General features: G+C 65.9%; 15 protein-coding genes and 1 tRNA gene. 5 read left to right on the forward strand and 11 right to left on the reverse strand.

The annotated features are described in order from the left end of the window. Positions 1 to 61 precede the first annotated feature (61 nt). Together HUX88_RS15490 and HUX88_RS15495 are read left to right on the forward strand one after the other, a co-directional pair. Positions 62 to 3,328, forward strand: a complete 3,267-nt coding sequence (locus HUX88_RS15490) for a DUF2339 domain-containing protein (RefSeq protein WP_176362366.1) — start codon at positions 62 to 64, stop codon at positions 3,326 to 3,328. After that, positions 3,325 to 4,725 (forward strand): DUF3999 family protein, encoded by a 1,401-nt coding sequence (locus tag HUX88_RS15495; protein WP_176362367.1) that lies wholly within the window; start codon positions 3,325 to 3,327, stop codon positions 4,723 to 4,725. Before HUX88_RS15490 ends, HUX88_RS15495 begins: the two co-directional genes overlap by 4 nt. Here the strand turns inward: HUX88_RS15495 and HUX88_RS15500 are convergent. The 8 genes from HUX88_RS15500 to HUX88_RS15535 form a co-directional block, all read right to left on the reverse strand. After that, positions 4,688 to 5,992, reverse strand: a complete 1,305-nt coding sequence (locus tag HUX88_RS15500) for an amidohydrolase (protein WP_176362368.1) — start codon at positions 5,990 to 5,992, stop codon at positions 4,688 to 4,690. The two genes, HUX88_RS15495 and HUX88_RS15500, sit on opposite strands and share 38 nt — an antisense overlap. A 213-nt stretch (positions 5,993 to 6,205) precedes the next feature. After that, positions 6,206 to 6,787: an aminoacyl-tRNA hydrolase gene (pth, locus tag HUX88_RS15505; RefSeq protein WP_117014415.1), complete on the reverse strand. Its 582-nt coding sequence runs from the start codon at positions 6,785 to 6,787 to the stop codon at positions 6,206 to 6,208. Between the two features lie 114 nt (positions 6,788 to 6,901). Beyond that, positions 6,902 to 7,537, reverse strand: coding sequence for a 50S ribosomal protein L25/general stress protein Ctc (locus HUX88_RS15510; RefSeq protein ID WP_161090906.1), 636 nt, complete (start codon positions 7,535 to 7,537; stop codon positions 6,902 to 6,904). 163 nt (positions 7,538 to 7,700) lie between these two features. Continuing rightward, positions 7,701 to 8,651 carry a ribose-phosphate pyrophosphokinase gene (locus HUX88_RS15515; protein ID WP_117014417.1) on the reverse strand — a complete coding sequence of 317 codons (951 nt, stop codon included), beginning with the start codon at positions 8,649 to 8,651 and terminating at the stop codon, positions 7,701 to 7,703. Between the two features lie 165 nt (positions 8,652 to 8,816). After that, positions 8,817 to 8,893, reverse strand: a tRNA-Gln gene (locus tag HUX88_RS15520). A 76-nt stretch (positions 8,894 to 8,969) separates the two neighbouring features. After that, entirely contained in the window at positions 8,970 to 9,848 is an 879-nt protein-coding gene (gene ispE, locus HUX88_RS15525) for a 4-(cytidine 5'-diphospho)-2-C-methyl-D-erythritol kinase (protein WP_176362369.1), read from the reverse strand. An 8-nt stretch (positions 9,849 to 9,856) separates the two neighbouring features. After that, positions 9,857 to 10,480: an outer membrane lipoprotein LolB gene (locus HUX88_RS15530; protein ID WP_176362370.1), complete on the reverse strand. Its 624-nt coding sequence runs from the start codon at positions 10,478 to 10,480 to the stop codon at positions 9,857 to 9,859. Positions 10,481 to 10,490: 10 nt separating this feature from the next. Beyond that, positions 10,491 to 12,272, reverse strand: coding sequence for a tetratricopeptide repeat protein (locus HUX88_RS15535; RefSeq protein WP_176362371.1), 1,782 nt, complete (start codon positions 12,270 to 12,272; stop codon positions 10,491 to 10,493). 146 nt (positions 12,273 to 12,418) lie between these two features. Here HUX88_RS15535 and mutM point away from each other — a divergent pair, with 146 nt between their 5' ends. The 3 genes from mutM to mutY are packed head-to-tail and all read left to right on the forward strand — an operon-like array spanning position 12,419 to position 16,336. Continuing rightward, the gene (mutM, locus tag HUX88_RS15540) at positions 12,419 to 13,252 is read left to right on the forward strand and encodes a bifunctional DNA-formamidopyrimidine glycosylase/DNA-(apurinic or apyrimidinic site) lyase (protein WP_176362372.1); all 834 of its coding nucleotides are present in this window, start codon (positions 12,419 to 12,421) and stop codon (positions 13,250 to 13,252) included. A gap of 12 nt (positions 13,253 to 13,264) precedes the next feature. After that, positions 13,265 to 15,193 (forward strand): dynamin family protein, encoded by a 1,929-nt coding sequence (locus HUX88_RS15545; protein ID WP_176362466.1) that lies wholly within the window; start codon positions 13,265 to 13,267, stop codon positions 15,191 to 15,193. Positions 15,194 to 15,205: 12 nt separating this feature from the next. Further along, positions 15,206 to 16,336 carry an A/G-specific adenine glycosylase gene (gene mutY, locus HUX88_RS15550; protein ID WP_176362373.1) on the forward strand — a complete coding sequence of 377 codons (1,131 nt, stop codon included), beginning with the start codon at positions 15,206 to 15,208 and terminating at the stop codon, positions 16,334 to 16,336. Here the strand turns inward: mutY and HUX88_RS15555 are convergent. Genes HUX88_RS15555 through aroKB form a run of 3 tightly spaced genes read right to left on the reverse strand, consistent with a single transcriptional unit; the run spans position 16,333 to position 19,531 of the window. Next, positions 16,333 to 16,683 carry a hypothetical protein gene (locus tag HUX88_RS15555; protein WP_176362374.1) on the reverse strand — a complete coding sequence of 117 codons (351 nt, stop codon included), beginning with the start codon at positions 16,681 to 16,683 and terminating at the stop codon, positions 16,333 to 16,335. The two genes, mutY and HUX88_RS15555, sit on opposite strands and share 4 nt — an antisense overlap. 55 nt (positions 16,684 to 16,738) lie before the next feature. After that, on the reverse strand, positions 16,739 to 17,875 hold the full coding sequence (locus tag HUX88_RS15560; protein ID WP_176362375.1) for a deoxyguanosinetriphosphate triphosphohydrolase: 1,137 nt from the start codon (positions 17,873 to 17,875) through the stop codon (positions 16,739 to 16,741). 12 nt (positions 17,876 to 17,887) lie between these two features. After that, positions 17,888 to 19,531 carry a bifunctional shikimate kinase/3-dehydroquinate synthase AroKB gene (aroKB, locus tag HUX88_RS15565; protein ID WP_176362376.1) on the reverse strand — a complete coding sequence of 548 codons (1,644 nt, stop codon included), beginning with the start codon at positions 19,529 to 19,531 and terminating at the stop codon, positions 17,888 to 17,890. Positions 19,532 to 19,534: the final 3 nt, after the last annotated feature.

Consider the following 19,534-nt stretch of genomic DNA (forward strand, 5'->3'; position numbering starts at 1 on the left):
TTCGATTGAGACAATGTTGTGGATGTGATATTTTGCAATATTGTTATCAGCGGGGCGCGCAATGGGATTCCTTTCGTTCATCTTCAGCATTTTTACGCTGAGTATCGCCTGGCGCGCGCGCACCGAGGCGCGGCAGGCGCGCAAGATCGCCACGGAATTACAACGCGAAGTCGATGCGCTGCGCGAGGCGCAAACCACGATGCAGCGCGTCGCCGTATCGCCGCAGGCCGCACCGCAGGCGGCGCAGCCTGCGCGCCCTCCCGCGCCTGCGTCCACCGATGTGCCGACGCCGACCACCATCCTGGCCCCGCCACCGCCTCCGCTGCCGCCACAGGTACTCGTCGCCGCCAAGGCTCCGGCGCCGGTCGCCGCGCCGAAGCCGGAAGCGGCCCCCACGCCCGCCGAGCCACTCGCCGTTCCGCCCGAGCCAGTCCAACCGCCGCCGCCTGCCCCAGCGCCTCAACCTGCGCCGGCGCCCCGGCACGAGCCGACGCCACCGCCGCGCTGGCTGCTGGCCGCCAAGGCCTGGCTGTTCGGCGGCAACCTGGTCGCCAAGCTGGGCCTGCTGATCCTGTTCATCGGCGTCAGCTTCCTGCTCAAGTACGCGGCCGCGCGCGTGACCGTGCCGATCGAGTTCCGCCTGGCCGGCATCGTGCTGGCCGACATCGCACTGCTGGCCTGGGGCTGGCGCATCCGCCTGAGCCGTCCCGCCATCGCCCTGCCGGTGCAGGGCGCCGCGCTGGCCGTGCTGATGCTGGTGACCTTCGGCGCCTTCCGCCTGTACCAGCTGATCCCCGGCTCGCTGGCCTTCGCGCTGCTGTTCGTGCTGACCGTGTTCACCTGCCTGCTGGCCGTGCTGCAGGATGCCATGTGGCTGGCCATCTTCGGCATCGTCGGCGGCTTCGCCGCGCCCATCCTCGCCTCCACCGGCGGCGGCAGCCACATCGGACTGTTCTCGTACTACGCGCTGCTCAACGCCGGCGTGTTCGCGCTGGCCCTGCTGCGCTCGTGGCGCCCGCTGAACCTGCTGGGCTTCGCCTTCACCTTCGCCATCGGCACCGCCTGGGGCGTGCTGCGCTACGCACCGGAGAACTATCTGTCGGTGCAGCTGTTCCTGCTGCTGTTCTTCGCCTTCTACGTGTCGATCCCGCTGGCCTACGCGCGCCGGCAATCGGTCAAGCTGAAGAACTACGTCGACGGCACGCTGGTGTTCGGCACGCCGATGCTGGGCTTCGGCCTCCAGTTCAGCCTGGTGCACGGCTACCCGTTCGGCGTGGCCTACTCGGCGCTGGCCTTGGGATTGTTCTACATCGGCCTGGCCACCGTGCTGCGCCGGCGCGACCAGGTCGCCCTGCTGGCCGACGCCTTCCTCGCGCTGGGCGTCGTGTTCGGCACGCTGGCGATCCCGTTCGCGCTCGACGGCCGCTGGACCTCCGCCGCCTGGGCGCTGGAGGGCGCGGGCATCGTCTGGATCGGGCTGCGCCAGAAACAGAAGCTGGCCTGGATGTTCGGCCTGCTGGTGCAGGCCGGCGCGTGGCTGTCGTTCTTCGGCACCGTCAGCGGCCTGTCGCCGGAGCGGGCGATGGAATCGAACCTGTGGCTGGGCTTCATCCTGCTGTCGCTCACCGCCTTCCTGATGGCGACCCGCTTCCGCGCACAGCAGGACGCGGAATCGAAACTGTTCACCGCGCTGGCCGCGCTATTCCTCACGTTCGCGTCGGTCTGGCTGATCGCCGGCGCCTGGACCGAGATCTTCCTGCGCACCGACGGCGCCAGCCAGGCCAACCTGCTGGTGCTCAGCGCGCTGGTGGCGGCGGCGACGCTGTACTTCATCGCCCGCAAGATGGCGTGGCGGCTGGCCAGCGGCCTGGCCCTGATCGCCCAGGCCGTCGCCGGCGTGATGGTGGCCGTCCTGGCGCTGGGCCAGTGGAACTGGACCAACGCCACCCCCGACCTGTTCGACCGCCCGATACTGGGCGCGGCCATGATCTGCGCCGGCGCGCTGTTCAGCGCCTGGGCGTTGATGCGGCACGACGGCCGCGACCCCGGCACCAACAGCTACGGCCTGTCGCGCCTGGCGATGCTGTGGGCCGGCGGCTGGTGGTTCGCGCTGATCCTGCCCAGCCTGGCCGGCTGGCTGTCGATCCGCTACCAGCTGCTGACCACCGGCGAATGGCGCAGCGACGACATCCTCGGCCCGGGCATCTACGGCATGCTGGTCGCCGCCGGCACGGTCGGCATCGTCGCGCTGGCGCGCCGCCTGCAATGGCGCAGCCTGCGCGCGCTGACCGCGCCGGCCTGGGTGGCGCTGGCCGCCGCCAGCGCGCTCATGCTGGGCAGCCTGTACCTCGGCAACCGCCTGCCCGCCGCGTCCACCTGGCTGGCCTACGCCGCGCTGTGGCTGGCCGGCGAATGGCTGCTGCGCGTCTGGCCCGCCAGCGGCTGGACGCTGCGCACGCTGCCGCTGCAACTGCTGCACATCGTGCGCACCGGCGGCCCGTGGCTGATGATCTGGCCGGTCGCGGCGATATGGATCACGCGCTGGCTGCACGGCGCCGACAGCGCCGAAGCCCAGCTGCTGGCCGACTCGGGCTGGGAGGCCAGCGCCAGCTGGGCGCGCTTCATCCCGGCCTGGCTGATGATGGCCGCCGTCGGCTGGATGATGCAGCGCGGCCGCAGCGGCGGCTGGCCGGTCGCGCCGCTGGCCGCGTGGTACCGGCACCGCCTGATCCCGCTGGCCTGCGGCTGGGCGCTGCTGCTGGTGGCGGTCTGGAACCTGACGCAGAATGGCGCCATGGCGCCGCTGCCCTACGTCCCGCTGCTCAACCCGCTGGACCTGACCACCTGCTTCGCCATGCTGATGGCCTACGGCTGCTACCGCCTGCTGCGCGACATGGACGCAGGCGGCGCGCTGCGCAAGAACCTGCTCACCGCATGGCCGCCGAACTGGGTGGCGCCGCTGCCGCTGCTGGCCGCGCTGGGCGGCTATGGCTGGCTCAACCTGGCGCTGCTGCGCACCGTCTCCAACTACATGCACGTGCCGTATGAATTCGACGCCATGTTCGCCTCGCAGTTCGTGCAAGCCATGCTGTCGCTGGTGTGGAGCGTGACGGCGCTGCTGATGATGCGCTACGCCGCCAGGCGCGTGCTGCGCGCCGTGTGGATAGGCGGCGCGGTGCTGCTGGCGATGGTGGTGGCCAAGCTGTTCCTGGTCGACCTGTCGAACGTGGGCGGCGTCGAACGTATCGTATCCTTCGTCGGCGTGGGCGCGCTGATGGTCGGCATCGGCTACCTGGCGCCCTACCCTTCAGAAACGGAAAGCACATGAAACAACTCCTGATCGCGGCGGCTGCCGCGTCGGCCATCGCCACGGCGGCCGCCAGCGACGCGCCGCAAGACTACACCCACCTGATTCCGCTGACCACCAGCGCCAAACAGGGCGTGCTGCAACTGCGCCTGCCCAAGGACGTCTACCTGCACGCGCGCTCGCCACTGCTGGACGACATACGCGTGTTCGACGCCGGCGGCGCCCCGCAACCGTTCGCGCTGCGCACGCCGGCGCCGTCGACCCGCACCAGCCGGCACGACCTGCCGCTGGCGGTCTTCCCGCTGATGGGCACGGCCACCTCGGCCTCGCAACTGGACCTGGACGTGAGCACCGCCGCCGATGGCCGCCTGCTGTCGGTCAAGGTGCGTCCCGACGGCAGCGGCGAGAAGTCCGTGCAACCGCCGCGCCTGACGGGGCTGGTGCTCGACCTCGGCCAGGATGGCGCGAGCAAGCCGGTCGGCGCGCTGCGCTTCACGCTGCCGTCCGGCCAGCGCGAGTACAGCGCGCAAGTCTGGCTGGAGACCAGCGCCGACATGAAGCACTGGGACACCGTCGGCGCCGCCGAGCTGAACTGGCTGGTCAACCAGGACGCGCAAACGCTGGCCAACGACCGGCTCGAATTCGACGCCCGCAGCTTCCGCTACGCGCGCCTGAGCTGGCGCAGCGGCACGCCGCTCCAGTTCGCCGCCATCACGGCCGAGCAGCTGGTGCGGACGGACGTCCCGCCGCCGGGCGAACAGTTGCTGGTGCAAGCGGTGGCGGGGCGGCAGGCGCAGGACCTGGTCTACGCCGTGCCGCCGGCCGTCGCGCCGGACCAGGCCGGACTGCAATTCGGCGAACCGAATATCGTGTTGTCCGGCACGCTGGGCAGCTATCGCGAACTGCCGGCAAGGCAGGCCACGCAAGGCCCCGCCTGGCGCTTCGATCCGCTGGTCAGCTCGACGTTCTACCGCATCACGCAGGGCGGCCAGGTGCGCAGCTCGGGCGACATCGACGTGCCGCCCGTGCATGCGACGCAATGGGTGCTGCGGACCATGGCGCCAACCACGGCAAGGCCCGCCTTGAGACTGGACTGGCAGCCGGCCACGCTGGTGTTCCTCGCCAGCGGCAACGGTCCCTACACGCTGGCGGTCGGCCGCGAGCACGCGCTGCCGGCCGTGCGCGAGCTGAACCAGGTGGCGCCCGGCTTCTCCGACGCCGAACTGCAGAAACTGGAACAGGTCGGCGCCGGCCCGGCGACGCAGCAGCAAGGCAGCGGCGCCAGCGAAGCGAGCGCCGCCGTGGAAGCGGCCAACGCCGCCCGGCAACGCCTGATCGTGCTGTGGGGCGTGCTGCTGCTGGGCGTGGGCGTGCTGGCGTTTATGGTTTGGCGCCTGCTGCGCCCATCACGTTCATGACGGCCAGCGTCATCGCCTCGGCGGCGGTCTTGATCGACGGCTCCGGCACCGGCGCGTAGTACGGCGAGTGGTTGAAGGCGATCGGCTTGCCGCCCGGCCTGGCCGCCTCGGCCACCGCTTTCGGATCGTACACGCCGGTGAAGAAGAACATGCCCGGCACGCCCTCGTTGACGTAGGCCGAGAAATCCTCGCTGGCCGTCATCGCCGGCATGCGCGCGACGTTGGCGTCGCCGAAGGCTTTTTTCAGCACGCCCTCGGTGCGCTTGACCAGCGCGTCGCTGTTGTCGATGGCGGCGCCGCCGGCGATCAGCGCGACATCGGGCGCCGGCGCGTCGGCCATCGCGGCCGAGGCGTTGGCGACGCGGCGCACGCCGGCCAGCAGTTTCGCCCGTACTTCCGGGCTATATGAGCGTATCGTGCCGCGCACGCGCACCGTGTCGGGAATGATGTTGCCGACCGTGCCGCCGTTGATCGCGCCGATAGTGACCACGCCGAACTCCTTGGGATCCTTCTCGCGGCTGATGACGGTCTGCACATCGACCACGAAGCGGGCGGCGATCGCGATCGGGTCGAGCGCCTTGTCCGGCGCCGAGCCGTGGCCGCCTCGGCCCTTGAAGGTGATCTCGATGGCGTCCGAGTTCGACGACACCGGCCCGCTGTTGTAGCCGATGGTGCCGTAGGCCAGCGGCCAGCTGTGCAGCGCGAACGCGTAGTCCGGCTTGGGGAAGCGCTTGAACAGGCCGTCGTCCAGCATGGCCTTGGCGCCGCTGACGGTCTCCTCGGCCGGCTGGCCGATGAACATCAGCGCGCCCTTCCACTGCGACTTGAGCGCCACCAGCGCGCGCGCCGCGCCCAGCCAGGCGGTCATGTGGACGTCATGGCCGCAGCTGTGGGCCACCATCGTATCCTTGCCGTCCAACAGCGCGTGGGCCTTGCTGGCGTAGGCGTAGCCCGATTTCTCCTCCATCGGCAGGCCGTCCAGCTCGGTGCGCACCAGCACGGTCGGGCCGGCGCCGTTCTTGTAGATCGCCACCACGCCGGTCTTGCCGACCTTCTCCGTCACCTCGAAGCCGATCGCGCGCATCTCGGCGGCCAGCTTGGCGGCCGTGCGTTCTTCCTGGAAGGCGATCTCCGGATGCGCGTGCAGATCCTTGTAGATCGCGTCGAGCTTGGGATACATGCCGTTGATCTGGCTGGAGACGGCGGAGGCATCCTGCGCCTGGGCGGCGTGGACGAGCAACAATGCGGCAAGCGGGAGCAGCTTCATCGGCGGTTTCCTTGGTGGTTGGACTGGGGTCAAGTCTGACATTCGGACACGAGCTCAGCTGCGCCACACGGGGGTCAAGTCTGACATTCGGACACGAACTCAACCGTAGGCGGGACCTAGGGTTGAGTTCGTGTCCGAATGTCAGACTTGACCCCCAGCCCACGGCAGAGGCCGTGTCCGAATGTCAGACTTGACCCCAGAGTCTACACCGGCTCAGGCTGTATGCAACTTCATCGTGGCCGCTTCGAACTTGCCTTCGACGATTTGCGGCATGACCAGCAGCGACTTGTCGATCGCTTGCTCGATCAGCTCCTGGTCTTCGCGCCGTGGACGGTGCAGCACGAAGTCCGCCACCTGCTGCTGCAGGCTCAGCGTGCGCGGGTGGCCGATGCCCAGCCGCAGCCGCCAGTAATCCTGCGTGCCGAGCGCGGCGGTGATGTCCTTCAGGCCGTTGTGCCCGCCCGAGGAGCCGCCTTTCTTCAGGCGCGCCGCGCCGGGCATCAGGTCCAGCTCGTCGTGCACGACCAGTACTTCGTCCGCCTGGATCTTGAAGAAGCGGCACAGCCCGCCCACCGACTGGCCGGAACGGTTCATATACGTCTGCGGTTCCAGCAGATAGACTTCCTGGCCGGCGACCACGCCTTTGGCCATCAGCGCGTTGTACTTGGTCTCGCGCTGCAGGCGCGCGCCGATGTCGTTGGCGAGGTTGTCCACCAGCCAGAAGCCGGCGTTGTGGCGGGTTTGTTCGTATTCGGGGCCCGGATTGCCGAGGCCGACGATGAGACGTATAGGCATGACGTGTGGTCTGAAAAAGGGAAACGTGATTATCGCCGAAAAACAAAAACCCCCGCCGGCATCGAGCACTGGCGGGGGTTTTCTCCTGCTGCCGCCCGAAGGCGGCGTCAGTGATTACTTCTTGGCCTTGGCGGCTGGCTTGGCTTCAGCAGCTGGAGCTTCAGCGGTAGCAGCGGCTTCAGCAGCAACGTGGCCGGCCGGTACCGAAGCGGTAGCGATGGTCAGGTTGGCGCCGTGGGTCACAGCGGTCACGCCGGCTGGCAGAACCAGTTCGTTGATGTGCAGCGAGTGGCCGACGTCGATGTTCGACAGGTCGACGGTGATGAACTCTGGCAGGTCTTTCGGCAGGCACGAAACTTCGATTTCATTGGCGACGTGGCTGATGGTGGCGCCGTGCAGTTTGACTGCCGGGGACACGTCAGCGTTGGCGAAGTGCAGAGCGACTTTCATGTGCACTTTCTTCGAAGCGTCAACGCGCTGGAAGTCAGCGTGCAGAACCAGTTGCTTGTATGCGTGGACTTGGAAGTCGCGCAGCAGCACTTGCTGGGTCTTGCCGTCGATTTCCAGATCCAGGATCGACGAGTGGAAGGCTTCTTTTTTCAGCGCGTGGTACAGCGCGTTGTGGTCCAGCGAGATGGTCACTGGCGCTTCGGTACCGCCGTAGATGATGCCAGGGGTTTGGCCCGAATTGCGCAGGCGGCGGCTCGCTCCGGAACCTTGCAATTCGCGTTTGAATGCAACAACTTTCATGTGTAACTCCAAAAATAACAGGGCTCGCGCCCCGTGTTATGAAGCCCCCGCGACCAGGGTGCTTCGAAAATGAGCTGACTGCGCTCATGAAACCGGGAAGTACAACGGCGCGACAAGCATTTTTCGCTTGTCGCGCCGTTAAAAACTAGCTAAATCGTTTATCTCAGTCGATAAACAGGGAGATCACGGAATCGCCCTTGATGATGCGTTTGAACGTTTCTGCCAGCAGCGGTGCGCAGGTCAGCTGGCGGATCTTGCCGCAAGCCTTGGCCGCGTCGGACAGCGGGATCGTGTCGGTCACGACCAGCTCGTCCAGCGACGAACTGGTGATGCGCTCGATCGCCGGGCCGGACAGCACAGGGTGCGTGCAGTACGCGATGACTTTCTTCGCGCCGCGCTCTTTCAGCACTTCGGCGGCCTTGACCAGCGTGCCCGCGGTGTCGACCATGTCATCCATGATCACGCAGTTGCGGCCTTCGACTTCACCGATGATGTTCATCACTTCCGACACATTGGCCTTCGGACGGCGCTTGTCGATGATGGCCAGGTCGCAGCCCAGGCGTTTAGCCAGGGCGCGTGCGCGCACCACACCGCCGACGTCCGGCGACACCACCAGCAGGTCCTGGTAGTTCTTCTTCTGCAGGTCGCCCAGCAGAATCGGCGAAGCGTAGATATTGTCAACCGGGATATCGAAGAAGCCCTGGATCTGGTCCGCGTGCAGATCCATGATCAGGACGCGCTCGACGCCCGCTTCTTCCAGCATGTTGGCGACCACTTTGGCCGAGATCGCGACGCGCGCCGAACGCGGACGGCGGTCTTGACGGGCATAGCCGAAGTAAGGAATAGCTGCGGTGATACGGCCAGCGGACGCGCGTTTCAGGGCGTCGACCATCAGGATCAACTCCATCAGGCTGTCGTTGGTTGGAGCACAAGTCGATTGCAGAACGAAGACGTCTTTACCGCGGACGTTTTCGTTAATCTCAACCATCACTTCGCCGTCCGAGAATTTCGAAACGTTTGCCTTGCCGAGAGGGATGCCGAGATTTTTAGCGACCCCTTCTGCCAATGCAGGATTAGCGTTGCCGGTAAAAACCATCAGGTTTTCGAAAGCCATTGGGAGTCCCAGAGATAGTCGATGAAAATTTTTGAAAAGTCGCCAGCGGAAGCCGCGCGGCGCTGTACTTGAAACTTAGTTGAATGGCTCGCTCTGGGGCGATGCCATCTTTGCCTTATCCGGCCGGAGACTAACTTCGCCTCGACGGGTCCAGATACAAACGAATGGCAGGGGAACAAGGATTCGAACCTTGGTATGCTGGAATCAAAATCCAGTGCCTTAACCAGCTTGGCGATTCCCCTACGCAACTGACTGCTTGTCGTTACATGGCCGGTATTTTACAGCCATTTTCACGCTAAGCCAAATTTTTTTACTGCCTCACAACTTTGCGATGATCGGGTGGCGATCCAGCGCTTTGGCCTTCCAGGCTTTCCACTTTGTCGGTACTTTCGCAAGCACCGCATCCGCTTCTTCCTCGGTTGCCACCGCACAGAACACGCAAGCACCGGAGCCAGTCATCCTGGCATCGCCGTAAGCACCGAGCCATCCTATCGCCTCTGCCACCGGCGGGAATAACTTCGTTGCTACCTGCTGCAAGTCATTCTTTCCAAACCCTTTAAAACCGTTTTGTTTTTCAAGGTGGCTGGAAAAGTCCGTTATTATGACGACCGGAGTGTCCCTTGTCAAATGTTCCGAGCAAAAAATTGCAGCCGTCGGTACGGCGACGCCCGGTTCGATGACGACATACCAACAATCCGGCGCCCGCACCGGACGCATGGCCTCGCCCACACCCTCGGCAAACGCGGTCTCGCCGAAGATGAAGAACGGGATGTCCGCGCCCAGCGGCAGGCCCAGCGCCATCAACTCTTCCTTACTTAGACCGGCCTGCCACAAATAGTTCAACGCCATCAGCGTGGTGGCCGCGTCGGACGAGCCGCCACCCAGGCCGCCGCCCATCGGCAGCACCTTGTCGATGGCGATGTCGACGCCGCGCGGCAGCGCGCCCTGGCGGCGCAGCACCTCGGCCTGCAGCAGGCGCGCGGCGCGGATGATCAGGTCGCTCTCTTCCGGCACGCCGGGCAGGTCCGTCACGCGGCGGATCCGGTCGTCGTCGCGCAGGTCGAAGTGCAGCGTGTCGCCGTGGTCGATCAGCTGGAACACGGTTTGCAGCAGATGGTAGCCGTCGGCGCGGCGGCCGTTCACGTGCAGGAAAAGGTTGAGCTTGGCCGGAGCCGGGCAATTCTTCAGTGAGTTCATGGTGCGGTTTATTCGGTGCCTGGACGGATGGCGATGCGTATCGTCAAGTCATCCACCTGCCCCGCGCCCAGGCGCGTGAGGTCGATGCGTTTCGGTTGCGGCACGGCGGCGGTGTCGTCTTGCCACGTGGCGTATTCGACCTTCCAGCCGTCGCGCGTGACCACCGTGTCGTTGGCCGGCGAGGCGACGAAGCGCTTGCCGCCGGCGTCGGTGGCGTAGCCTTGCAGCCACTCGCGCAGGCCGGAGACCGGCAGCGTCCAACCCAGCATTTGCGTGGTCAGGCTGTCGAGGTCGGGCGCGGAGCGCGGCTCCTTGCCGCTTTGCTTCAACGTGGCCAGGCCCGGCGTGACGCTGATGACAGCGAGGATCTGGCGGGTCGGCGAGATCAGCGTGACATCGGTGGCGGTCCTGGTCTGGTGCCAGGTGAAGCCGAGGGTCGCCGATTCGCGCTTGCCGTCCTTGACGTAGTTGATGGCGATGCCGCCGCCAAGATCGACGTTGTCCTGGTAGGGCGCGACCGCGGCGGCCGAGCGCGGCGCGGACGTGGTGGCGCAGCCGGCCAGCACGGAAGCCGTCAGCGCGGCGGCCAGCATGGCGGCCGGGGCGCGGCGGCGCAGGTTGAATAAGGTCATCAAGTATCGCTTACAGGCTTTGGTTCAAACGGGCGAGCGTGCTTTTCAGCGCGTCGTTCTTCGGGTCTTTGGTCTGGGCTTCCTGCCACATCTGCCGGGCGCCGGCCTGGTCGCCCTTGGCGAACAGCACCTCGCCCAGGTGCACGGCGATTTCCGGATCGCTGCGCAGCGCGTAGGCGCGGCGCAGCATCGCCTCGGCCTCGCTCAGGTTGCCCATCCGGTACTGCACCCAGCCCATGCTGTCCATGATGAAGGGATCGCCCGGCGCCATCTTCATGGCCTTGTCGATCAGCGAGTACGCCTCGGGCAGGCGCTCGTTGCGCTCGGCCAGCGAGTAGCCCAGCGCGTTGTAGGCGTGCTGGTTGTCGGGCGCGGCGATCATCACCTGGCGCAGCGCCTTTTCCATCAGCTCCAGCTGGCCCATCTTCTCGGCCACCAGCGCGAAGTCGTACAGCAGGTCGGGATTGTCCGGGTAGCGCTTGACCGCGTTTTCCAGCACCGTGTAGGCGGCGCGGTGGTCGCCGGCGTCGCGCAGGATCTGCGCGTCGGCCTGGAAGATCTGCGCCTGGTCGACGGCCTCGGTCGGCTTGAGCTCGGCCAGCTGCTTGCGCGCCTCGTCGACGTTGCCCTTGCGGGCCGTCAGCTGCGCCATCTTCATGCGCGCGGCCAGGTAGATTTTCTCGTCGGCGCCGTCGACCTTGTCCAGCCAGTTGTAGGCCGTGTCCAGGTCGTTGCGCTGCTCGGCGATCTGCGACAAGATCATCAGCACCTTGGACGGGTCGCGCTCGTCGTTCGGATGGTCGGCCAGCACCTTGACGAAGTCGGTGAAGTACTTCTCCGCGTTCGGGATGTCGTTGGCCTGCATCGCCATCACGCCCAGCGCGTACAGCGTGGCCATGTTGTCCGGCTGGTCCTTCAGCAGGATCAGGAACTGCTGGCGGGCGGGCTCGGTCTGCTTGGCGTCGGCCAGGATGCGGGCGTAGGCGGCGCGCACTTCGCGCGACTTGGGGTACTTGTCCAGGAAGGTCGACAGCACCTTGAGCGCGGTGTCGATATCGCCGGACACCTGCGCCGTGGTCAGGATGGCCAGCTCGGAATCGGGCTTGATGCGCAGCGCCTGCTCGGCCTCGGTGCGGGAGCGCTCGTTGTCGCCCAGCGTGAAGGCGCCCTGCGCCAGGATCAGATGGCTTTCCAGCGTGTCGCTGTAGGGCGCCAGCACGCGGTCCTCCAGCGCGAAGGCGGCGGCCTTGTCCTTGGCGCGCAGCAGGAACTGCTGCATCTGGAACATGGCCAGCGGACGCGCCTGCGGCGGCGCGGCCTTCAGCCGTTCGGCGAAGATCTGCTCCGCCTCGCTCAAATCGTCGTTGACGACGGCGAAGCCGAGGAAGTACTGGGTGGCCTCGTCCGAGTTCGGCGCCAGGCCGCGCCACAGGCGGATGGCCGACAGCGCCTCCGGCCCCTGCTTGGCGGTCAGCGCCATCTCGGCGGCGCGGCGCGCCAGGCGCGGATCGCGCGTCTGCTGGGCCAGCGCCAGCATGGTGATGTACGGCCCCTGCCAATTGCCCTGCTTGAATTCCAGCTCGGCCTTGGTGATGCGGAACAGCATGTCGCCGGTGAGGTCGACATTGGGCAGCGCTTCCTCGGCCGGGGCCGGCGCGGCGGCGACCGGCGCGGCGCTCTCCGCTGCCGCATCGGCGGGCGCGGCGGCGGCTGGTTCCGCCTGTTTTTGCGGCGCCACGGCGCACGCGGACAGCAAGGCAGAGAGGGTTACAATGGCGAAAGCGTTTTTCAAGGGAAGATCCTGGCAAGTCGGCAAAAGGTACTGAGGCAATCGGATTTTACGCTCAACGCCCCGATCGCGTGTTTTGACTAGTGTAACCAAATATTCCGCCGCAGCCAGAGTGTACCCGCTCATTATTTCGACTCATAACCGTCCAGATGCCAGAATTACCAGAAGTTGAAGTCACCCGGCGCGGGGTCGCGCCGCATATCGAGGGACGCACCGTGCATCAGGTGGTGCTGCGCCGCGAGGGCCTGCGCTGGCCGTTTCCCGCGCAGCTGCCGCAGCTGCTGGCCGGCCACCAGGTGCTGCGCACCGGCCGCCGCGGCAAATACCTGCTGCTGCATTTCGACCATGGCACGCTGATCATCCACCTCGGCATGTCGGGCCACCTGCGCATCATGCCGGGCGGGATCGTCCCGGAAAAACATGATCATTTCGACCTCGTGGTCGAGACCCCGGACGGCCTGCGGGTGCTGCGCATGAAGGACCCGCGCCGCTTCGGCGCCGTGCTGTGGCACGACCACGCGGACGGCCTGCTGGAGCACCACGTGCTGCTGCGCGAGCTGGGCGTGGAGCCCTTGGAGGCGGGCTTCACCGGCAAATTGCTGTACGATCAAACCCGGCAGCGCAGTGCGCCCGTCAAGCAGGTGCTGCTGGCCGGGGACATCGTGGTCGGCGTCGGCAATATTTATGCTTCGGAAAGCTTGTTCCGCGCCGGCATCAACCCGAAGACGCCGGCCAAGCGCATCAGCCTGGCCCGCTACGAGAAGCTGGCCCAGGCCGTGCGCGAAATCCTGGCCGAAGCCATCGTCCAGGGCGGCAGCACGCTGCGCGATTTTATTAGCGTCAACGGACAGTCCGGGTATTTCCAGCAGACTTATTTCGTCTATGATCGTGCGGGTGTCCCCTGCAAGGTGTGCGCGGCGCCGATACGGCAGATCAAGCAAGGCCAACGGTCCACGTTCTACTGTGTGAATTGCCAAAAATAAGGGTGGAACATGATGGTCAGGGATTTCGAACAGTACAGCGCCTGGAGGCAGGGCGTCGTCACCGCGTTGAAAAATTATCAAGCGTGGGTGGCCGGCGCGTCCCTGACCGACGCCGCCACCGACCAGCGCATCGCGCGCGCGCTGGCGCGGCTGGCCGACGATAAACTGTCGGTGGCCTTCGTCGCCGAATTCTCGCGCGGCAAATCGGAATTGATCAACGCGATTTTCTTCGCCGACTACGGCCAGCGCATCCTGCCGTCCGCCGCCGGCCGCACCACCATGTGTCCGACCGAGCTGATGTATGACGCCAGCTTCGCGCCGTCGATCCGCCTGTTGCCGATCGAGACGCGGGCCGAGAACCTGTCCACCAGCGACTACCGCGACCAGCCGGCCGCCTGGACCGTGCTGCCGCTGAACCTGGACGCGGGCGCCGACATGCACGAGGTGTTCAAGCAGGTCAGCATGACGCGCCATGTGCCGGTCGAGGAAGCCAAGCGCTACGGCCTGTACGACGAGGACGATCCCGACATGCCGGTCACGCTGGACGAGGCCGGCATGGTCGAGATTTCGCTGTGGCGCCATGCGATCATCAACTTCCCGCATCCGCTGTTGAAGCAGGGCCTGGTGATCCTCGACACGCCGGGCCTGAACGCCATCGGCACCGAGCCCGAGCTGACGCTGAACCTGATCCCGAACGCGCATGCGGTGCTGTTCATCCTGGCCGCCGACACCGGCGTGACCAAGAGCGACATCGAGGTCTGGCGCAACCACATCGGCGCCGGCGCCGGCCGGCTGGTGGTGCTCAACAAGATCGACAGCATGTGGGACGAGCTGCGCAGCGAGGCCGAGGTCAACGTCGAGATCGAGCGCCAGCAGGCCAACGTGGCGCACGTGCTGGCGCTGGAGCCGCGCCAGGTGTTTCCGGTGTCGGCGCAGAAGGCGCTGGTGGCCAAGATCACGCAGGACGCGGCGCTGCTGGAGCGCAGCCGCCTGCAAACGCTGGAGGACGCGCTGTTCAACGAGCTGATCCCGGCCAAGAAGGACATCGTGCGCAAGCAGCTGGGCGAGGACTTGCAGGCGCTGAGCGCGGCGCAGCTGGCGATGGTGAACGCGCGCAGCCGCGGCATCGTCGAGCAGCTGCACGAGCTCAAGAGCCTGCGCGGCAAGAACCAGAGCGTGATCGCCCACATGATGCGCCGCATCGACGTCGAGAAAAAAGAGTTCGACGCCAGCCTGTTCAAGCTGCAGGCCACGCGCGCCGTGTTCACGCGGCTGTCGACCGAGCTGTACACCTGCATGGGCATGGACATCGTGCGCGACGACATCGAGCAGGTGCGCGAGGAGATGCAGCGCAGCCGCTTCTTCACCGGCGTGCGCGAGGCGGTGCGCAACTACTTCGAGCGCATCCGCGCCAGCCTCGACGCGGCCGAACACAAGACGCTGGAGATCAGCGAGATGATGGGCGTGATGTACCGCCGCTTCTCCAATGAGCACGGGCTGACGCTGGCGCTGCCGATGCCGTTTTCGCTGGACCACTACCGCGACGAGATCGCGTCCATCGAGGCGATCTACTACAAGCAGTTCGGCACGGCGACCTTGCTGACCACCAGCCGCGTGGTGCTGATGGAGAAGTTCTTCGACACCATCGCCTCGCGCGTGCGCGGCTGCTTCCGCGCCGCCAACAACGACGCGGAGGCGTGGCTGAAGGTGATCATGACGCCGCTGGAGGCGCAAATCCGCCAGCACAAGGATCAGTTGAAACACCGGCTGGCGTCGATCCAGCGCATCCATGATGCGACCGACAGCCTGGAGCAGAAAATCGACGCGTTTGAGGGCAGCCAGCAGGAGCTGGAGGAGCAGAAGGCGCGGCTCAATGAATTGGCGGGGCAGATCAGCATCGCCATCAACGCGGAATTCGTGGCGCTGGACGCCGCCGCTTAAGTTAGGAACAGAATGAAGGTTGTGGAAGTAGAGAATTTTGCGGATCCCAGTTTCTCGGCCGATCTGATCGGCTGGCAAAAAGTGCATGGACGCCATGTGCTGCCATGGCAGAACACGCGCGACGCGTATCTGATCTGGCTGTCGGAAATCATGTTGCAGCAGACGCAGGTGTCGGCGGTGCTGGGCTATTACGCGCGCTTCCTGGAGCGCTTCCCCACCCTGCGCGATTTGGCGGCGGCGCCGGTCGAGGATGTGATGGCGCAGTGGAGCGGCCTGGGCTACTACACGCGGGCGCGCAACCTGCACAAGTGCGCGCAGCGCGTGGTGGCCGAGTATGACGGCGTGTTTCCGTCCGATCCGCTGTTGCTGGCGGAGTTGCCGGGCATAGGCCGTTCGACGGCGGCGGCGATCTCGGCGTTCTCCAGCGGCACGCGGGCGGCCATCATGGACGGCAACGTCAAGCGGGTGTTCGCGCGCGTGTTCGGCATCGACAGCTATCCCGGCGAGCGCAAGACCGAGGAGGCGATGTGGCGCCGCGCCGAGGCACTGTTGCCGGAGCAAGGCATCGAATCGTACACACAGGGCTTGATGGACATGGGCGCGACGCTGTGCACGCGCAGCAGTCCGTCTTGCGAGCGCTGTCCGATGCAGGCGCGCTGCGTGGCCTACGCCACCAACCGCACCAAGGATCTGCCGGTGCGCAAGCCGAAGAAGGCCAGTCCGGAAAAGCATGCGGTGATGCTGGCGATTATCGATGGCGGCCAGGTGTTGCTGGAACAGCGTCCGCCAAGCGGGATATGGGGCGGTTTGTTGTCGCTGCCGGAGTTGGACGGCCATCTGCCGGCCGAGGATGACGAGGTGGAAGCGGTCGATGACGATGCATTGATGCTGGCGGTGGGCAAGTTCGGCGAGATGGAATCGCACGAGCGCCTGTCGACGGTGACGCATGTGTTCACGCATTACAAGCTGCACATCGCGCCCTACCGCGTGACCTTGGCGCGCCGGCAGGCGATGGCCGCCGAGTCCGGCCACGTCTGGTACGACGCCGCCAAAATCCCCGACGCCCCGCTGCCGGCGCCGATCAAGAAACTGCTATTGGAATTGGTAGGCGACAGCAAGGCCGCGCAGCAAAGGATGTTCTAGGGCCAAAGTTTAACGGCCGCCACCACCACGCTGGAAATGGAAATGAACGCAGCGACGGCCCATACCGTCATGCGCGTTTCCAACTTAGCCAAATACAACTTCAAATCGGCGATATCCCCCTTGGTCGCGTAATTGGCCTGAATGGCGGAGACCTTGGCCTCGAGTCTGATGAGGTCTTCCTTGGTGGCGTAATTGGACTGGATGATGGCGAGTCTGGCCTCAACCTTGGCAAGGTCTTCCTTGGTGGCGTAGCGCGGCAGCATGGAGGCCGTGTCCGCAGCAAGGACGGCGACCTCTCTTTCCACCGAGGTCAGCCGCCGATCCAATTGTGTGATTTGCTCGTCCATCTATCCATCATGCGCCGGACACCGTTGATGCTCAAGAGCGCACGATTGAGCCCACTCAAAGCTCTTCGAGCGAGAACAGCCGGCGGTGTTCGCGGATGGCGTAGCGGTCGGTCATGCCGGCGATGTAGTCGGCGATTTTGCGCGCCTGCTTGCCGACGTCGCCCGACTTTTCCTGGTAATCCGGCGGCAGCAGCACCGGCTCGGCCATGAAGGCGTGGTACAGCTCGCGCACAATGCGGCTGGCCTTCACCCGCATCCGGTTGACCTTGTAGTGGCGGTAGAGATTCTCGCGCAGGAAGCGCTTGAGCTCGGTCGCGTCCTTGCGCATCGGATCGGAAAAACGGATCAGCGGCGGCGATGCCCGCACCTCGTCCAGGCTCTTCGGCGCGGCATCGGCCAACAGCCCGCTGGAGGTGACGATCAGATCGTCGGCAAGCGCCGTGATCAGCCGGCGCAAGGTCTCGTAGATCGCGCGCCGTCCCGACAGGCCCGGGAAAGTCTGCTGCACATCGCGCCACAGTCGCGCGAAGAAGTCCACCTGCTCCAGCTGCTCGATGCTGATCAGCCCGGAACGCAGGCCGTCGTCGATATCGTGGCTGTTGTAGGCGATCTCGTCGGCGAGATTGGTCAGCTGCGCCTCCAGCGACGGCTGCGTGCGGTCGATGAAGCGCTGCGCCACCGGCCCCAGCAAGCGCGCATTGTTCAGCGAGCAGTGCTTGAGGATGCCCTCGCGGGTCTCGAACATCAGGTTCAGTCCGTTGTAGGCGCCGTAGTGCTCCTCCAGCTCGTCCACCACGCGCAGGCTCTGCAGGTTGTGCTCGAAGCCGCCGTGGTCCTGCATGCATTCGTTGAGCACGTCCTGGCCGACGTGGCCGAACGGCGTGTGGCCCAGGTCGTGCGCCAGCGAGATGGCCTCCACCAGATCCTCGTTCAGGCGCAGGTTGCGCGCCAGCGAGCGGCCGATCTGCGCCACCTCCAGGCTGTGCGTCAGCCGGGTGCGGAACAGGTCGCCCTCGTGGTTGAGGAACACCTGGGTCTTGTATTCCAGCCGGCGGAAGGCCGAGGAATGGATGATGCGGTCGCGGTCGCGCTGGAACTGGCTGCGCGAGGCGTGCGCGGTTTCTTCAAAGCGGCGCCCCACGCCGCCCGCCGAATGGGCCGCGTACGGGGCGAGGAATTCGTCGGGCAGCATGGCGGCCTCCGCTTAGACGCAGGCGGCCAGCGTGGCCAGCAGCAGCTCTTGCGGCGCGTTGGTGATGCTCGGCGCGCCCAGCGGCTTGATCAGGATGAACTTGATGGCGCCGCCCTCGTTCTTCTTGTCGACCTCCATCAGCTCCAGCCAGCGCGCCACGCCCAGGTCGGGCGCCTTGACCGGCAGGCCGGCCGCCGCCACCAGTGCGCGCATGCGCGCCACGGTGGCTTCGTCGACCAGGCCCATGCGGTGCGACAGGTCGGCCGCCATGACCATGCCGCAGCCGACCGCCTCGCCGTGCAGCCATTCGCCGTAGCCCAGGCCGTTCTCGATGGCGTGGCCGAAGGTGTGGCCGAAGTTCAGGATGGCGCGCAGGCCGCCCTCGCGTTCGTCCTGGCGCACCACGTCGGCCTTGATCTCGCACGAGCGGGCGATGGCGTAGGCCAGCGCGCCCTTGTCGCGCGCCATCAGCTTGCCGATGTTGGCCTCGATCCAGTCGAAGAAGGCGGCGTCGATGATGGCGCCGTGCTTGATCACCTCGGCCAGGCCGGCCGACAGCTCGCGCGCCGGCAGGGTCTCCAGCGTGGCCGTGTCGGCGATCACCGCGCGCGGCTGGTGGAAGGCGCCGATCATGTTCTTGCCCATCGGGTGGTTGATGCCGGTCTTGCCGCCCACCGAGGAATCGACCTGCGACAGCAGGGTGGTCGGCACCTGGATGAAGTCGATGCCGCGCATGTAGCTGGCGGCCGCGTAGCCGGTCAGGTCGCCGATGACGCCGCCGCCCAGCGCGATCAGCGTGGTCTTGCGGTCGGCCTTGGCGGCCAGCAGCGCGTCGAAGATCTGCATCAGGCTGGCCCAGTTCTTGTATTCCTCGCCGTCCGGCAGCACGATGGACGTGACTTGCTTGCCGGCCTGGCGCAGGCCGGCCTCGACGCGCTCCAGGTACAGCGGCGCGATGGTGGTGTTGGTGACGATGGCGACCTTGTCGCCGTGGACGTGACGCGCCAGCAGCGCGCCGTCTTGCAGCAGCGCCGGGCCGATCGAGATGGGATAGCTGCGCTCGCCCAGCTCGACGTTTAACAGGATGGTGGATTGTTCGTTCATCGTTGGTTCGGCTTGTGTGACGCAGTTGGGCGAGGCCTCGCAGGCGCGCGTCTCCAGCTGGGTCAGGATGGATTGAACCATCGATTGTACGTTAGGTCGCCCGGTATCGATGACGATATCGGCGATTTCCATGTACAGGGGATCGCGCACCGCCATCAATTCCTCGAGTTTTTTGCGCGGATCGGCGGTTTGCAGCAGCGGCCGGTTCTTGTCGTGCGCGGTGCGCTGCAGGATGCTGTTGACGGTGGCGCGCAGGTAGATCACGGTGCCGCGCGACTGCAGGTAGGCGCGGTTGTCCGGATTGAGGATGGCGCCGCCACCGGTGGCCAGCACCAGTTCCTGCTGGGCGGTCAGCTCGCGGATGACGTCCGCCTCCCGCCGGCGGAAGCTCTGCTCGCCTTCGATTTCGAAGATCCACGGGATCGAGGCGCCGGTGCGGGCCTCGATCTCGTGGTCGGAGTCTATGAAACGCAAACCCAGCTTGCGGGCCAGGATGCGGCCGATGGTGGTTTTTCCCGCCCCCATCAGGCCGACTAGAAACACATTAGGCATGAA

This window comes from Duganella sp. BJB1802 (genome assembly GCF_013369445.1).
Taxonomy (GTDB): domain Bacteria; phylum Pseudomonadota; class Gammaproteobacteria; order Burkholderiales; family Burkholderiaceae_D; genus Rugamonas; species Rugamonas vulcania_A.

Bases quoted from the DNA above. Each gene is read 5' to 3' on its own strand.
- HUX88_RS15490 (WP_176362366.1), top strand. From the start codon at position 62: ATGGGATTCCTTTCGTTCATCTTCAGCATTTTTACGCTGAGTATCGCC.
- HUX88_RS15495 (WP_176362367.1), top strand. From the start codon at position 3,325: ATGAAACAACTCCTGATCGCGGCGGCTGCCGCGTCGGCCATCGCCACG.
- HUX88_RS15500 (WP_176362368.1), bottom strand. From the start codon at position 5,992: ATGAAGCTGCTCCCGCTTGCCGCATTGTTGCTCGTCCACGCCGCCCAG.
- pth (WP_117014415.1), bottom strand. From the start codon at position 6,787: ATGCCTATACGTCTCATCGTCGGCCTCGGCAATCCGGGCCCCGAATAC.
- HUX88_RS15510 (WP_161090906.1), bottom strand. From the start codon at position 7,537: ATGAAAGTTGTTGCATTCAAACGCGAATTGCAAGGTTCCGGAGCGAGC.
- HUX88_RS15515 (WP_117014417.1), bottom strand. From the start codon at position 8,651: ATGGCTTTCGAAAACCTGATGGTTTTTACCGGCAACGCTAATCCTGCA.
- ispE (WP_176362369.1), bottom strand. From the start codon at position 9,848: ATGAACTCACTGAAGAATTGCCCGGCTCCGGCCAAGCTCAACCTTTTC.
- HUX88_RS15530 (WP_176362370.1), bottom strand. From the start codon at position 10,480: ATGACCTTATTCAACCTGCGCCGCCGCGCCCCGGCCGCCATGCTGGCC.
- mutM (WP_176362372.1), top strand. From the start codon at position 12,419: ATGCCAGAATTACCAGAAGTTGAAGTCACCCGGCGCGGGGTCGCGCCG.
- HUX88_RS15545 (WP_176362466.1), top strand. From the start codon at position 13,265: ATGGTCAGGGATTTCGAACAGTACAGCGCCTGGAGGCAGGGCGTCGTC.
- mutY (WP_176362373.1), top strand. From the start codon at position 15,206: ATGAAGGTTGTGGAAGTAGAGAATTTTGCGGATCCCAGTTTCTCGGCC.
- HUX88_RS15555 (WP_176362374.1), bottom strand. From the start codon at position 16,683: ATGGACGAGCAAATCACACAATTGGATCGGCGGCTGACCTCGGTGGAA.
- HUX88_RS15560 (WP_176362375.1), bottom strand. From the start codon at position 17,875: ATGCTGCCCGACGAATTCCTCGCCCCGTACGCGGCCCATTCGGCGGGC.
- aroKB (WP_176362376.1), bottom strand. From the start codon at position 19,531: ATGCCTAATGTGTTTCTAGTCGGCCTGATGGGGGCGGGAAAAACCACC.